The sequence below is a fragment of the Ruegeria sp. AG1 genome, assembly GCF_056541705.1.
Map to the genome: position 1 here is coordinate 304,263 of NZ_JBQFYU010000004.1, position 14,360 is coordinate 318,622.

The window sequence follows — 14,360 nt, forward strand, 5'->3', positions numbered from 1 at the left end:
AATTTCCCCAAAGCCAGTTCAACCAAGAAAGGTTGATCGAGACCTTGAGGCGAATGCTTCCGCCTTTATGACCACTGGCTTCGAGAAGCAGGGATGCCGACATGGCAATCCTCCTATCTCAATTGCATGGGGGTCCCTTAGTGTAGGCGGCTCCACGCATAAGGCCAGCTTGCCACGATGCCGTTTAGTCTTGTCGCTCGTGGCCAGCTCCGACTATTCCTTTGGGCGAAAACACATGTTTCCAAGCCCTTGAGCGGGATATGGGTTGCGCTAAGACTTGTTTCAACATCCACACAAGTTTTACCACCACATATTGTTGGTGGGGATGGCCGTCGAGGCCCCCGTTTCAGAACTTCAAGCCGCTTGTGTCAGTCGCGCGTACCCGCAAATTTCTCCTGCCACTCTTCACGGTCCTCGTCGGCGATCTTGGCGAACAGGACATCAGGTACCGAGAACGCATGACCTGCGGGCAGGGCGTTCAGCGCGGCCTCGACATCTTCGGGCCAGCTTGTATCCAGCGTATTCATTGCACTCAGCATCTTGGCTGAAGCGTCGGGAATAAAGGGCGCGCTCAGAACCGCATAGAGGCGGATCAGGTTGAGGCCAAGGCGCACCTGTGCTGCCGCCTGTTCGGGGTCTTCCTTAAAGGTCGACCACGGGGCTGCGGATTGCAGATATTCGTTACCGGCCACCCAGATCGCCCGAAGCTCTTGCGCGGATTTGCGGACTTCCATGGCCTCCATGTGGCCTTCGTATGCGCGGACGCGGCGGGTGATGTCGGCGATCAGTTCTTGTTCGCGCGCGCCAAATGTACCGCCTTCCGGCACAGCTTCGCCGAATTTCGAGCGGCAGAACTTGGTGATCCGGCTGACGAAGTTGCCCAGTACGTCGGCAAGGTCTTTGTTCACCGATTGCTGGAAATTCTCCCAGGTGAACTCACTGTCGCTGCTTTCCGGCGCATGGCTCAGCAGCCACCAGCGCCAGTAGTCGGCGGGCAGAATGGCCAGCGCCTGATCCATGAAGACGCCGCGGCCCTGAGAGGTCGAGAACTGGCCGCCGTCATAGTTCAGGTAGTTGAATGATTTCAGGTGGTCGACCATCTTCCACGGCTCGCCCGAACCCAGAATGGTGGCCGGGAAGCTGAGCGTGTGGAAGGGGACGTTGTCCTTGCCCATGAACTGCACGTAACGCACGTCGTCCGCACCTTTGTCGGTGCGCCACCAGCGTTCCCAATCCGCATCCGTCTTGCCATTCGCGTCGGCCCATTCCTTGGCGCAGGCGATGTATTCGATCGGTGCGTCGAACCAGACATAGAAGACTTTGCCCTCCATACCGGGCCAGTCCTGATCGCCTTTCTTGACCGGAACACCCCAGTCCAGATCGCGGGTGATGCCGCGATCCTGCAGGCCGTCTCCGTCATGCAACCATTTCTTGGCAATGGATGTAGTCAGGATCGGCCAGTCGGTCTTGCTGTCGATCCAGGCATCCAGCTGATCCTTCATCGCGGACTGGCGCAGATACAGGTGCTTGGTTTCGCGCACCTCAAGATCAGTCGAGCCGCTGATCGCGCTGCGAGGCTCGATCAGATCGGTCGGATCCAGCTGCTTGGTACAGTTCTCGCACTGGTCGCCACGCGCGCGATCATAGCCACAATTGGGGCAGGTGCCCTCGATATAGCGATCCGGCAGGAACCGGCCATCGGCGTTCGAGTAGACCTGTTTTTCGCGGACCTCACGGATCAGACCCGCCTCATCCAGCTTGCCTGCGAAGTGCTGCGTCAAGTGGCGGTTCTGTTCACTGGAGGAACGACCAAAGTGATCGAAGCTCAGACCAAAGCGTTTGGCGATATCGGCCTGCACCGCATACATATCGGCGCAGTACTCGGCCACCGGCTTGCCGGCCTTGGCTGCGGCCAGCTCGGCCGGGGTGCCGTGTTCATCGGTGGCGCACAGGAACATGACCTCGTTCCCCCGGCCACGCTGGTAACGTGCGTACAGGTCGGCCGGCAATTGCGAGCCGATCAGGTTGCCGAGGTGCTTGATCCCGTTGATGTAGGGGATCGCCGAGGTGATGAGAATCCGAGCCATTTTGCGTGTCCACGTAACTGTCTGCGCGCCCGTCTACCTTATGTCATCGCTCAGCAAAAGCCCGGCTTGCGCTGCCATGTCATTTTGAGCGCGTATTTGAGGGAATAATACGAAAGGTGGCTAGGGCGAGTTGCATATCCGTCAAGAGCTGCACTACCCATAGGTTGAAATTTGGAATCACAACTTCTTGAAATTCAATCAATGACTTCCCATCTCAGTTGTATACAAAGGTATACAATAACGAGGGCAACTTGCTGATGTTTGACTTTTTACTTGAGGGCGCATTTGTGCCCTTTACCCTGGCGCTTGCGCTTCTGTTCGGCCTTCTGGCGCTGGAACTGATCGCATTGGTTCTGGGTGGAAGTCTGCTGGCAGGCGATGGCGAGGTCGATCTGGATATAGATGCCGATATCGATCTGGGCGACCTGGAACTGGCCGAGATCGAAACCGAAATGCCCGAGATTGCCTCTACTGGCCCGTTTGGCTGGCTGGGTATCGGCAAGATGCCGTTCATGATCTGGCTTGTGGTTCTGCTGGCTGGGTTCGGCCTCAGTGGTATGGGCCTGCAACTGGCGCTGCGCGATCTGTTGGGCTTCGATTTGCCCAGTTGGATCGCTGCCATCCCTGCAGGCGCATTTGGTCTGTGGTTTGCGCGTGGCTTTGGTGGCGTCTTTGTCCGGCTACTTCCAAAAACCGAGACTGAGGCGATGTCTGAACGGATGCTGGCCCGTCGTCGTGGTGTGATCACTCAAGGAACGGCCTCACGCGGACGCCCGGCAGAGGTGCGCGTCATGGACCGGTTCGGCAACTCGCACTACCTGCGCGCAGAACCTTTGCAGGACCAAGATTCGTTGGAGCAAGGTACCGAAGTGCTTGTTCTACGTGATCGACGGCGCGACCGGTTCGTTCTGGTCGGCTTGTCTAACTAATCCAATTTTCAACCCCAATCCGGAGGATATTGCATGGAACTTCCATTCCTGGCCGTCACAGTTGTGACTATTTTAGCGGTACTCTTGTTTATTGGCCTTGTGCTTGGCCGCCTTTATCGACGCGCAACCCGCGAAATCAGCCTTGTGAAAACCGGGGCGGGTGGAAAGAAAGTCATCATGGATGGCGGTGTCATCATCGTGCCGCTGTTGCACGAGGTCAGCCCTGTCAACATGAAGACCCTGCGCCTTGAGGTGCAGCGCAGCGGCGAGGCTGCTCTGATCACCAAAGACCGGATGCGCGTCGACGTTGGTGTTGAGTTCTACGTCTCGGTCATGGCAACCGAAGAGGGCATCGCCCGTGCAGCGCAAACTCTGGGTGACCGCACCTTTGACGTCGAGCAACTGCGCGAGATGATCGAAGGTAAGCTGATTGACGGTCTGCGCGCGGTCGCTGCTCAGATGACCATGGATGGCCTACACGAAAACCGCGCTGACTTTGTGCAGGAGGTTCAGAACGCAGTGTCTGAGGACCTGTTGAAGAACGGTCTTTCGCTAGAGTCGGTCTCGCTGACCGCGTTGGACCAAACTCCGTTTGAAGCTCTGGACGAGAACAACGCCTTCAACGCCGTCGGTATGCGCAAGCTGGCTGAGGTTATCGCCGTGTCCAAGAAAGAACGCGCACAGATTGATGCGGAAGCTGAGGTTGAAGTGCGCCGCGCAGCGATGGAAGCCGAGCGTCAGAAGCTACTGATCGAGCAGGACGAGGCGCAGGCCCGTATTGAGCAGACGCAAAAGGTTGAAACCCTGCGTGTGGCGCAAGAGGCGGAGATCGCGGCTCGAACCGAAGACTCGGTACGTGAAACCGAACGCGCCCGGATTGCCCGCGAAGAGGCCATTCGTGCCGCTGAGATTGAGCGTGAGCGCAAGATCCGCGATGCAGAGATCGCCAAAGAGCGTGAGATCGAAGTGGCCGAGCAAGAGCGTCAGATCATCATTGCGCAGAAATCCGAGGAAGAAAGCCGCGCGCGTGCGTCTGCCGATCTGGCCCGGGCCGAAGCGACCAAAGCGACCGAAGCCGTGGCAACTGCTCGCGAAGTGGCCGAGGCCGAGCGTCACAAGCAAATCGCTTTGATCGAAGCCACGCGTGAGGCCGAACGTCAGGCGACCGCGATCCGACTGGCTGCCCAGGCCGAGAAAGAGGCCGCCGCCGACCGTGCGGAAGCCCGTCGTGAAGAGGCTCAGGCCGAAGCGGATGCGCTGAACATCCGTGCCGAGGCCAAGAAGAACGACATGCTGGCCGAAGCGGAAGGTAAACGCGCGATTGTTGAGGCCGACAATGCTCTGTCCGCAGCGCAAATTCGCATGAAAGTCGATATGGCACGGATCGAGACCATGCCGTCGATCATCTCGGAAATGGTCAAGCCTGCTGAAAAGATCGACTCGATTAAGATCCATCAGGTTGGCGGGATCGGTGCGGGTTCCACAAGTGGGGCGGCCAACAGCGACAAGCCCGTTGTCAATCAGGCACTGGATTCGATCATGGGAATGGCGGTTCAGATGCCGGCCTTGAAAAAGCTGGGCGAAGAGCTGGGTCTGTCTATGGAAAACGGTGTTGGTGGCGTCGTAAATGGTGCGCTTGAGGCGACGCCGGAGCCGGAAGTCGAGGTTCTGGTTGAAGACGAAACGCCAGCGAACCAGTCGTAAAAACCGAAGGGCCGGGGATTTCCCGGCCCTTTCTCTATTCCTCGCGCGAGCGTTTCAACAAACGCCCAATCGTGAAGGATGTTCTGGGGGCATAGACATAGTTCGTCCGCTCCTCTGGGGTGGGGCGAGAACGCATTCGGGCCAGACCGAAGGCGATCAGACCCAAATGACCAACGGCGACAAAGGCAAACAGCGCGCCCGGGCCGAATTTCTCGATCAGAGTGGAGGAGATGTAGGGCGAGGCAATCGCGCCCAGCGCGTACCAGAACATCAGGGCTGCAGACAGCTCGACCCGTTGTTCAGTGGTGGCAAAGTCGTTGGCATGAGCCGAGGAGACTGAGAAGATCGGGAAGGTAGTGAAGCCGAACACCCATGCCGCCAGCATCACCCCGAGCGTCCCCGTGTTGCTGGCCATCATGGTTATCCCACAACTCAGGACTGCAGCGGCAGACAGCCAGATCAATACCCAGCGCCGGTCGTATTTGTCCGCAAGCCATCCCATCGGATATTGCGCCATTGCACCACCCAGAACAAATGAGGCGAGGAAGAAGGCGATCTGATCAATGCCCAGCCCGACCTCTTGCCCATAGACGGGGCCGACCATACGGAATGAGGCAGAGCTGAGCGCCGCAACAATCACGCCTGCAACCGCCAGAGGAGAGCTGCGCCAGGCCAGTTTGGGGCGCAGGCGCGGCGCGTCGGGGGTTGCAGGCTGACTGGCGCGTGTCAGGGTCAGCGGTAGCAAGGAGGCACAACACAGGATCGCCAGCAGATTGTACGAGACGTAAGAGGCGGGCGGCAGCACCGCGATGATCAACTGCGCGCACAGCGATGCACCCATATCGGCGATGCGATAGGTGCCCATGGCGCGCCCCCGGGTCTCATTGGTGACTTTCGCGTTCAGCCAAGCCTCTATCACCGTGTAACACCCGGCGACACAGGTGCCGGACGCGATCCTGAGGAACGCCCAGACATAGGGGTTTTCGGTCAGTGTATGGCCAATCAGGCCCATCGCGCCCAGCGCGGTGCAGACAGCAAAGGCGCGGGAATGCCCGACGCTGCCCATCAGACGCGGAGCCCACCAGCAGCCGACAAAGAAACCGATGAAATGCGCCGATCCTAGCAGACCGATTTGCTCGGTCGTGAAATTCAGCGTGATGCCGGAAATGGCATCGAGCGGTCCAACGCCGCCGGTGGACAGTTGCAGCAGAATGACAGAAAGGAACAGGGCGGCGAAGGATATGATCGTGCGCATGATGGGTCCACCTTGGCGAGGCTTTCAGACAATGCGCGCAGCTATTCGACGTCAAGGAGTCGTTTTTGAACTTTCGCCTTTGGTCAGAGACGGCTTATCTCGGCGCGAATGTCCAAAGTGACAGTGTCATTCACCAGGTCAGGATAGCCCGAGGCGCCGAAGTCGTGCCGGTTCAGCGCCCCCTTCAGGCTGATCGACAGGCGATCCAGATCACCCGCCGCTGTGCCCGGGGGCCGGTAGAGGCTGGCTTGCAACGTGATCGGACGCGTCACTCCCCGAACTGTCAGGTCCCCGGTGATACGGGCCCCGCCCGAGATGCGCCCATCCTGCCCAAGTTCGATCTCGGTTGAGACGAAGGTGATGGTCGGATGGCTTTCGGCGTCCAGTACACTGGGACTGAGCATGGGCGCGCGCGCGAAGGGCAGGCGGGTTTTGGCTTTGCTCACGTCCAATGCCACCTGCACCCGGCTGTTCTGCAGGCGGGTCGTATCCACTTGAACATCCGCTGTTCGGATCGGCATGGTACCGCTTTGCGCGACGCCGGACAGATCGAAGCTGAAGCCAACCTTCGTATCGCTTTCCGACAGGGCATAGGGGCTGAGCGCTGCATGCAGCGTTTGGGCGAAGGGTAGGGTCGCCAGCCCCGCAAGAACGGCACGTCGGTTCAAATCTCTCATGGCCGGACGCTAGGGCGCGCGGCCCTTTGGACCAACAAAAAAATGCGTGATCAGGTGCGCTCAGTCCACGGCAGCGATCTGGTCAAGCTGCAGCCCGGCGCGCGGTTTGATCTGCGTGGCCGTCCAACTGACCGGAGGCAAGGCACGGGCGCGGCGGCGGGTCAGAGTCCAGCGGCGCGCCTCGCCCTGATGCGCGGCGGCCATGTGCCAGCGGGTCTCGATTCCTTGCGCACCTCCATCACCGGGCGTCAGCAGCAGGCCCAGCGGGGCCCGCCCCATAGAGCCGCCCTGTTCGGCGGCCAGATGCATCCGGCGCACGGGCGTCAGCCCCGGCGCGCCAGGCAGATCCCCGACGATCAGCGGGATGGCCCCGCTGCGCAGCGCTTCCTCCATGCACCACAACAGGTCCTCGGCGCGGGTGGGACGGACAAAGATGAACCGGGCGGGATCGGCAAAGGGCATCATCCCGTCGGGGTTCAACTGGCCGGGCTCCCACGCAGGGGAAATCCATAGGACCGGCCCCTGCATCTGACCGGCCAGCCACATGGCAAAGCTGTGCCGCGCGGGGCCGCAGCCTTCATGCACGCGCCCCAGTTGCAGGGTGATCCCATCCTGTAGCGTAACCCCCGGCGCGGCGCGCGCGGGCTTTTGACCAAGAAGCTGAACAGACATGAGCAACTCATATCATGTTCTTTCTTTGTTCTCAAGTGTCACACGCGCCTAGCGGGACAGGATCATACGTCCGTCGGTGAACTGGATGTTCGAAAAACGATGCAGGTAGTCCATGCCCAGAAGCGACTTGTGTAAATCACCTTCGTTGATCCAGGCCGAGACATTCTGGTCGGTGATTGGCCCCACCGTCAGCGTGTCCAGCCGCACCGGAGCGGTCCGGACCTCTCCATTGGCGGTCAGGGCGCGGCCAAAGTAGTTCAACTGGTTCGGGTCGATTCCCGCGCGTCTGGCGTCTTTGTCGCTGAGAACAATTTGGCTGGCACCGGTATCGACCAGAAAGGTGATCGGTTCTCCGTTCACCTGAACCGGCAGATAGTAATGCCCGTCCGCCGAGCGGGGGACCTCGATCGACTCACCTGTCACCGTCATCTGCGGAGCAGGGCCGACCGTCGTGCGGATATCCTCCCACAGGCCAACCACGGCCACGACACCCACGAAGATGAACACCCAGGCCATGACCTGCTGCAGGGTTTTGTTCAGCGATTGGCGGTTCTGTGCCAGGAACCAGAACACAACAGCTGTGCCCAGCACGCTGAGGTAGACCAAACGCATTACATTGTCGGTGTCCATGCCGAAATCCTTACTCGCTACACAGCAGTATATGGGGGGTCAGGACGCGAATCCAAAGGCCTTGAGGCCATCCAGAATGAACTGAACCGACAAAGCCGCCAGCAACATACCCAGCAACCGGGTCAGAACGTTCAGCCCGGTCTTGCCCAGAATGCGGCCGATCAACCCGCCAGCCAGGAAGAAGATCAGGACAACAGACATAACCGCCAGCATGACGATGCAGGCCTCTACAATACCCAGTACGCCGGGATGCTGGCCGGCCAGCAGGATTATCGTCGCGATCGAACCCGGCCCCGCGATCAGCGGAATGGCCAGAGGGAACACGGACGGGTCGGGATGTTCCTCTTCTTCGGCTCGGTCTTCGCGGCGTTTGGTACGGCGGTCGAACAGCATGTCCAGCGCGGTGAGGAACAGCAAAGCTCCGCCTGCAACGCGAAAGGCGGCCATCGAGATCCCGACAAAGCCCAGCAGTGCCTCGCCAAAAGCGGCAAAGGCGATCAGGATGAAGACGGCGGTCAGGCAGCTACGAAAGGCAGTCTTGCGCCGAGTCTTCGCATCCATGTCCTGCGTCAGCGCTACGAAAATCGGCGTGGTGCCAAACGGGTCGATCACCACGAACAAGGTGGTGAAGGCTGTAATGAAAAAGGCCAGATCCATCATGCGGCATTCTCGGCTTGTTCAAGGCGTTCCGCTGCGGCCACCCATAGGGCCTCGGCTTTTTGCATGGCTTCCGAGACCTCGGCGAATTTGCGGTTCCAGGTCTCCAGATCGTTGATCCTGTCATCCTCGTACAGCGCTGGATCCGCCAGCTTGGCCGAGAGTTTCTCGTGCATATCCGTCAGCTTTTCAATCCGGTCCTCGCATTTACGTAGATCGGCGCGCAGGGCGAGCATCGCCTCGCGAGACTGGCGTTTGGGCTTTGCAGCCTGCGGCTTTGTTTTGACTGGCTTGTCCCGCGCCAGCAGCATGGTGCGATAGGCCTCAAGGTCGTCGTCGAACGGCTTGACCGTCCCGTCCGAGACCAGCCACAATCGATCGGCTACCAGAGACAGCAGGTGCATGTCGTGGCTGACCAGCACAACCGCACCGGAATAGGTGGTCAGCGCCTCAACCAGCGCCTCGCGGCTTTCGATATCGAGGTGGTTGGTCGGCTCGTCGAGGATCAGCATATGCGGCGCGTCGATTGTGGCGAGCAGCAGAGACAGGCGGGCTTTTTGCCCGCCGGACAGGCGACCAACCTCTGTCTCGGCCTGATCGGAGTTCAGGCCAAACCCGGCCAGACGCGAGCGCCATTTGCCCGGCGCCTCATCCGGGCGCAGACGGCGTAGGTGGTCCAGAGGGGTCTCATCCACATACAGTTCATCCACCTGATGCTGCGCGAAATACCCGATACGTAGCTTGTTGCTGCGGCTCATCTTACCCGCCATCAGGGGCAGGCGGTCTGACAAGAGTTTGGACAGGGTCGATTTACCCTGACCATTCTTGCCCAGCAGCGCGATCCGGTCGTCCTGATCAATCCGCAGGTTCAGGCGACGCAAAACCTCAGTCTCGCCATAGCCGGTTACACCACCTTCGATCTGGATGATGGGCGGCGACAGTTCCTCGGGCTCGGGGAAGGAAAACGCGCGCAAAGCGGCCTCTTGCGGGGTCGAAACCATCTGAATGCGTTCAATCATCTTCAGGCGCGATTGGGCCTGCACGGCCTTGGACGCCTTGTAACGAAAGCGGTCCACGAAGCTTTGAAGATGCGCGATGCGGGCCTTGGCTTTGGCATTCTCGGATTCCGCTTGCGCCAGACGCTCGGCGCGGCGTTCAGCGAACTTGTCATATGGAACCGCGTAATAGGTGAGTTTGCGATCTTCCAAATGCAGGATCGACCCCACGGCGCGGTTCAGCAACCCGCGGTCGTGGCTGATGATGATGACCGTGTGAGGATATTTCGCCAGATAGCTCTCCAGCCACAGCGCGCCTTCGAGGTCCAGATAGTTGGTCGGTTCGTCCAGCAGCAGCAGATCGGGCTGCGAGAACAGCACCGCCGCCAGAGCGACGCGCATCCGCCAACCGCCCGAGAAATCGGAACACGGGCGCAACTGGTCGTCATCATCAAAGCCCAGACCTTTGAGGATCGAGGCCGCGCGCGCCTCGGCCGACCAGGCGTCGATATCCGCCAGTCGGGTCTGGATCTCGGCGATGCGAGCGGGGTCTTCGGCGCTTTCAGCCTCAACCATCAGCGCGCTGCGTTCGGTGTCGGCGGCCAGAACAGTATTGATCAGCGACACGTCGGACGAGGGCACCTCTTGCGCAACACCGCCAATCCGGGCGCGTTTCGGGATCGAGATATTGCCCGATTCCAGTGCCAGCTCCCCCCGGATCAGGCGGAAGAGGGTGGTTTTCCCGGTGCCATTGCGGCCCACAAGGCCAACCTTGTGGCCATCTGGAATGGTTGCGCTGGCCCCGTCGAACAGGGGACGGCCTTCAACGGCGTAAGTGATGTCTTCGATCCGTAACATGACGCGCTATTAGCAGAGCCGTGATGCCGCCGCCAGCGGCTAACCATGTTCAACTGACCAACGATGTGTTAGCGCTGTCTCGTTTGCCAATTTGAAACGGTTTAGACTATGCGCGCCGCCCAGACGCCTCCAAATTTGATCACGCTGATCTTTGCTACGGCGCTGTCGGTTCTTTCGCTGAATATGTTCCTACCTTCGCTGGCGCATATGAGTGAGGATTTCGCGGTCGACTATGGCCTCGTGAATCTGTCAGTCGCGGGGTACCTGGCGGTTTCGGCCATACTTCAGCTGATCATGGGGCCATTGTCGGATCGCTACGGACGCAGACCTGTCCTGTTGATCTGCATGACGATCTTTGTTTGCGCTTCAATCGGTTGCGCCCTCGCCGAGTCGATCTGGCTATTCCTTGGCTTCCGCCTGTTGCAAGCCGCTGTGGTGGCGGGCTCAGTCTTGTCCAGCGCGTCGATCCGGGATCAATACCCGCCGAATGAGGCCGCCAGCAAACTTGGCTATGTCGCTATGGCGATGGCCTTGGCGCCGATGCTCGGGCCGATGCTAGGCGGGGCGCTCGATATGCTTTTCGGGTGGCGGGCAGGCTTCGTTTTGTATTCGCTGTTGGGGGCGGGACTGTTGACCTTGCTTTGGTTCGACATGGGCGAGACCAACATCAATCGTTCCTCAACTTTTGCTGCACAGCTGAGAGAATACCCGCACTTGTTCCGCGCCCGCAGGTTCTGGGGTTATGCCCTTTGTGCGGCGTTCTCAATTGGGGGGTTCTACAGCTTTATCACCGGTGCGCCCTTAGTGGCTGCAGCGTGGTTCGATCTGAGCCCTGCGATGCTGGGCCTAGGCATTGGCATCATCACCGGCGGCTTTATGGTGGGCAATTTCATCACTGGACGCATCGCTGCTCGGACCCGGCTGACCACGATGATCCTGATTGGGCGGATCGTAGCCTCGACTGGCCCCTTCCTTGGGTTGCTTTTGTTTCTGGGCGAGATCGGCTCGGTCTGGGTGTTTTTCGGCTCTGCCATCTGCGTGGGGTTTGGCAACGGGTTGACCAACGCCAATGCTTCGGCTGGCGTCATGTCGGTGCGCCCGAAACTGGCAGGCAGCGCCGCAGGTCTTTCGGGCGCGATGATCGTGGCGTTGGGGGCTGTACTGACCTCAATGACCGGAGCATTCGTCAACGCCGAAAACGGCCCATATCTGGTTCTGGGCATGATGAGTGGCAGCAGTTTCATCGGCCTGCTTGCGGTGCTCTATGTCCGCCGTGTCGACCGTTTGGAGCCTTTGCCTGACACAATCTGAACCGCAAAGCGCAGGGCAAGGCATCATAAGACTTTTCATGAGCCACAGACCATGTTAGGCGGCGCGCGATGGATTTCGGCGCACATCTCGCGCCACATTGTAAGGAGAGGCCGACATGGCACTGGAACGCACATTCTCGATCATCAAACCTGACGCAACCCGCCGCAACCTGACTGGCAAAATCAACGCCAAGTTCGAAGAAGCTGGCCTGCGCATTGTTGCGCAGAAACGCATCCACATGACCAAAGAACAAGCCGGCAAGTTCTACGAAGTGCATGCCGAGCGTCCGTTCTATGACGAACTGTGCGAATTCATGTCGTCGGCTCCGGTCGTTGTTCAGGTTCTGGAAGGCGAAGGCGCCATTGCGAAGAACCGTGAAGTCATGGGCGCAACCAACCCTGCAGACGCAGCAGCCGGCACCATCCGCGCTGAGTTCGCTGAGTCGGTTGGCGAAAACTCGGTCCACGGTTCGGACGCTCCGGAAACCGCCGCCGTGGAGATTGCCTATTTCTTCTCGGGCATCGAACTGGTAGGCTAAGCCACCACTTTGGTGAACAGATTGGGCCGCTCCTGAAGGGGGCGGCCTTTTTCGTTTCAGATCTGCTTTAGATCGTTGGCTGCAACCCTCACCCCGATGGCATCCAGGTCCGAGACCATTTGGCTTTCCGGGGCCGCCTTGGTGCCGGATTTGATCGTGTCAAACCGTTGTCTTAAGGCCTTTTTCTCCTCGCCTTTGCAGTCGTTCCAAGGGCGGCCCTGCAGCCCCATCACCAACACATAGTAGCCGATGAAATGCGGCCTCGTGCCTGCTGCCAACAGCTTGGCATAGGCAGCGTCGGCGCCCAGTTCCCGCAGCTCCTGCGCCGAATGGATGCCCGCGCGGGTGCAGGCCTGTTCGAAGGCGGGGCCGAGGTTGCGGATGGAGGAGACCGGATCAGACATGCCTTGGTTTTAGCCGGACGGTTTTGACCTGTCACCCGCACAAATCCCCGGTTTGGTTGATCTTGTTCTTGATGCAGAGCGTGATTCACGGTCTCATGACGATATGTAGAAGGATCGGGCAGGGGTCAGACGTGTCGCAGGGAACAAACGGGTTCTTCATCCTCCCCGGCGGGCTTGATCAGGCCGCGTTCGAGCGCGCTTTGCCCAACCACACTGTCGATATCGAGATGGGCAGCGCCGCGCCGGTCCTTGTGCTCGATTGTCACGATCAATCGCTGCGCAGTTCGGGCCGGGTCCTGTTCGAGAGCAGAGAGGGGCTGCGGCTTGTCTCAATGCAGGGGCAGGTCTCAGAGCAGCACGCCAACGGCAAGGGGCAATTCGTACAGAACCTCCCTGAAGGTCCGGTGAAGGCGGCGCTGAGCGGCTTTCCTACTTTGCGCGCCCTGACGCCGATTGGCGCGGGTGAGGTTGGGGAAGGCACGCTCGCGATCCTCGACGATCTGCAAAAGACGCAGGTTCGGGGGCATATCCTGACGTTGCGCACGGATCGCGGGCAGGTGGCGCTTGTCTGGCTGCAAAAACTGCGCGGCTATGATCGCGCTTTTGCCGCGGCCTGTGACAGTCTTGACGGGATGACTTCGCGCGGCATTGACGACTTGTTCGACGCTTTGTTCCCAGACATGGCGCGTTACCGCGCAAAACCGGAGATTGCGCTTGGCACGCAAGAACCATCCTTGGAGGTCGCGACTGATCTGATCCGGACCTATCTCAGCGTCGCGCGTCAGAATGAGGCTGGCATAGTGGCGGATATTGATACCGAGTTTCTGCATGACTACCGAGTGTCTTTTCGGCGTATCCGCTCAGTCGTGAGCTTGTTCAAAGGGGTGTTTTCAGACCAGCAGACGGCAGAGTTGAAACGGGTCTTTTCGGACCTGATGGCCCCAACCGGTCGTTTACGGGATCTGGATGTCTATCTTTTGGAAAAAGATATGTATCTCAGTCTCATACCGGAAAATCTTCATGCTGGTGTTCAGGCCATGTTCGACCGGTTCGAACAAGAGCGTGCCAAGGAACTGTCCCGTCTGTCCCGCCATTTACGCAACGCGACCTATGAAACTGCGATGACCGATCTGGCGCAGAAATTCTCAAGCCCTGAAACCCTGATGCCCGGCCCAAGTGCGGAGCGAGGTGCCTATAGCTATGCCTGCGCGCTGATCTGGAAACGCTATCGCAAGACTTGCAAACTCGCCCGCAGCATCAGCGAAGAGACGCCGGACCAAACCGTTCACGACCTGCGGATCGACTGCAAGAAACTGCGCTATCTGATGGAGTTCTTCGGGCCTCTGTTTGACGCGAAGGATTTCAAAACGATCCTCAAGCCTCTGAAAAAGCTGCAAGATAATCTGGGTCTGTTCAACGATTACTCCGTCCAGCAAGAGGCGCTGCTGGCGTTTGTTTCCGACCAAAGCACCGCCCAAGGCCGCGTGGACGCGCAGCTTGGTTTAGCCGCAGGAGGGCTGATCGCTGTTCTCGACCAACGCCAAAAGGCCGAGCGTGCGCGCGTGATTTCAAACTTTCAGCATTTCGACAGCCCGGAGATTCGGCATCTTTTCCGCAGCCTGTTTCACCACACAAAGGAGTAA

General features: G+C 59.4%; 13 protein-coding genes. 5 read left to right on the plus strand and 8 right to left on the minus strand.

Annotation, left to right across the window (positions count from 1 at the left end; translation table 11 throughout):
* Window positions 1-368 precede the first annotated feature (368 nt).
* The gene (metG, locus tag ACR0B5_RS07950) at window positions 369-2,087 is read right to left on the minus strand and encodes a methionine--tRNA ligase (protein ID WP_480539733.1); all 1,719 of its coding nucleotides are present in this window, start codon (window positions 2,085-2,087) and stop codon (window positions 369-371) included.
* Window positions 2,088-2,344: 257 nt separating this feature from the next.
* On the opposite strand from metG, the gene ACR0B5_RS07955 reads away from it, so the two are divergent.
* Together ACR0B5_RS07955 and ACR0B5_RS07960 are read left to right on the plus strand one after the other, a co-directional pair.
* Window positions 2,345-3,016, plus strand: a complete 672-nt coding sequence (locus tag ACR0B5_RS07955) for an OB-fold-containig protein (protein WP_480539735.1) — start codon at window positions 2,345-2,347, stop codon at window positions 3,014-3,016.
* A 33-nt stretch (window positions 3,017-3,049) separates the two neighbouring features.
* On the plus strand, window positions 3,050-4,720 hold the full coding sequence (locus ACR0B5_RS07960; RefSeq protein ID WP_480539737.1) for a flotillin family protein: 1,671 nt from the start codon (window positions 3,050-3,052) through the stop codon (window positions 4,718-4,720).
* Window positions 4,721-4,754: 34 nt separating this feature from the next.
* Here ACR0B5_RS07960 and ACR0B5_RS07965 read toward each other — a convergent pair whose 3' ends face one another.
* The 6 genes from ACR0B5_RS07965 to ACR0B5_RS07990 form a co-directional block, all read right to left on the minus strand.
* A complete protein-coding gene (locus tag ACR0B5_RS07965; RefSeq protein WP_170660363.1) occupies window positions 4,755-5,975 on the minus strand; it encodes an MFS transporter in 1,221 nt (406 codons plus the stop codon).
* Between the two features lie 83 nt (window positions 5,976-6,058).
* Window positions 6,059-6,652, minus strand: a complete 594-nt coding sequence (locus ACR0B5_RS07970) for a YceI family protein (protein WP_480539740.1) — start codon at window positions 6,650-6,652, stop codon at window positions 6,059-6,061.
* A gap of 60 nt (window positions 6,653-6,712) precedes the next feature.
* Complete coding sequence (locus tag ACR0B5_RS07975; protein WP_480539742.1) at window positions 6,713-7,324, minus strand: ImuA family protein; 612 nt, start codon at window positions 7,322-7,324, stop codon at window positions 6,713-6,715.
* A 48-nt stretch (window positions 7,325-7,372) separates the two neighbouring features.
* The gene (locus tag ACR0B5_RS07980; protein ID WP_170660360.1) at window positions 7,373-7,954 is read right to left on the minus strand and encodes a retropepsin-like aspartic protease family protein; all 582 of its coding nucleotides are present in this window, start codon (window positions 7,952-7,954) and stop codon (window positions 7,373-7,375) included.
* A 39-nt stretch (window positions 7,955-7,993) separates the two neighbouring features.
* The gene (locus ACR0B5_RS07985) at window positions 7,994-8,614 is read right to left on the minus strand and encodes a MarC family protein (protein WP_170469775.1); all 621 of its coding nucleotides are present in this window, start codon (window positions 8,612-8,614) and stop codon (window positions 7,994-7,996) included.
* Entirely contained in the window at window positions 8,611-10,464 is a 1,854-nt protein-coding gene (locus ACR0B5_RS07990; RefSeq protein WP_480539744.1) for an ABC-F family ATP-binding cassette domain-containing protein, read from the minus strand. Before ACR0B5_RS07990 ends, ACR0B5_RS07985 begins: the two co-directional genes overlap by 4 nt.
* Window positions 10,465-10,572: 108 nt before the next feature.
* Between ACR0B5_RS07990 and ACR0B5_RS07995 the strand changes: the two genes are divergently transcribed.
* A complete protein-coding gene (locus ACR0B5_RS07995) occupies window positions 10,573-11,775 on the plus strand; it encodes a multidrug effflux MFS transporter (RefSeq protein ID WP_480539746.1) in 1,203 nt (400 codons plus the stop codon).
* 115 nt (window positions 11,776-11,890) lie between these two features.
* A complete protein-coding gene (ndk, locus tag ACR0B5_RS08000) occupies window positions 11,891-12,313 on the plus strand; it encodes a nucleoside-diphosphate kinase (RefSeq protein ID WP_155143779.1) in 423 nt (140 codons plus the stop codon).
* A gap of 56 nt (window positions 12,314-12,369) precedes the next feature.
* Here the strand turns inward: ndk and ACR0B5_RS08005 are convergent, their stop codons facing one another.
* Window positions 12,370-12,717 (minus strand): TfoX/Sxy family protein, encoded by a 348-nt coding sequence (locus tag ACR0B5_RS08005; protein ID WP_480539748.1) that lies wholly within the window; start codon window positions 12,715-12,717, stop codon window positions 12,370-12,372.
* Between the two features lie 131 nt (window positions 12,718-12,848).
* On the opposite strand from ACR0B5_RS08005, the gene ACR0B5_RS08010 reads away from it, so the two are divergent.
* Window positions 12,849-14,360, plus strand: coding sequence for a CHAD domain-containing protein (locus ACR0B5_RS08010; RefSeq protein WP_480539750.1), 1,512 nt, complete (start codon window positions 12,849-12,851; stop codon window positions 14,358-14,360).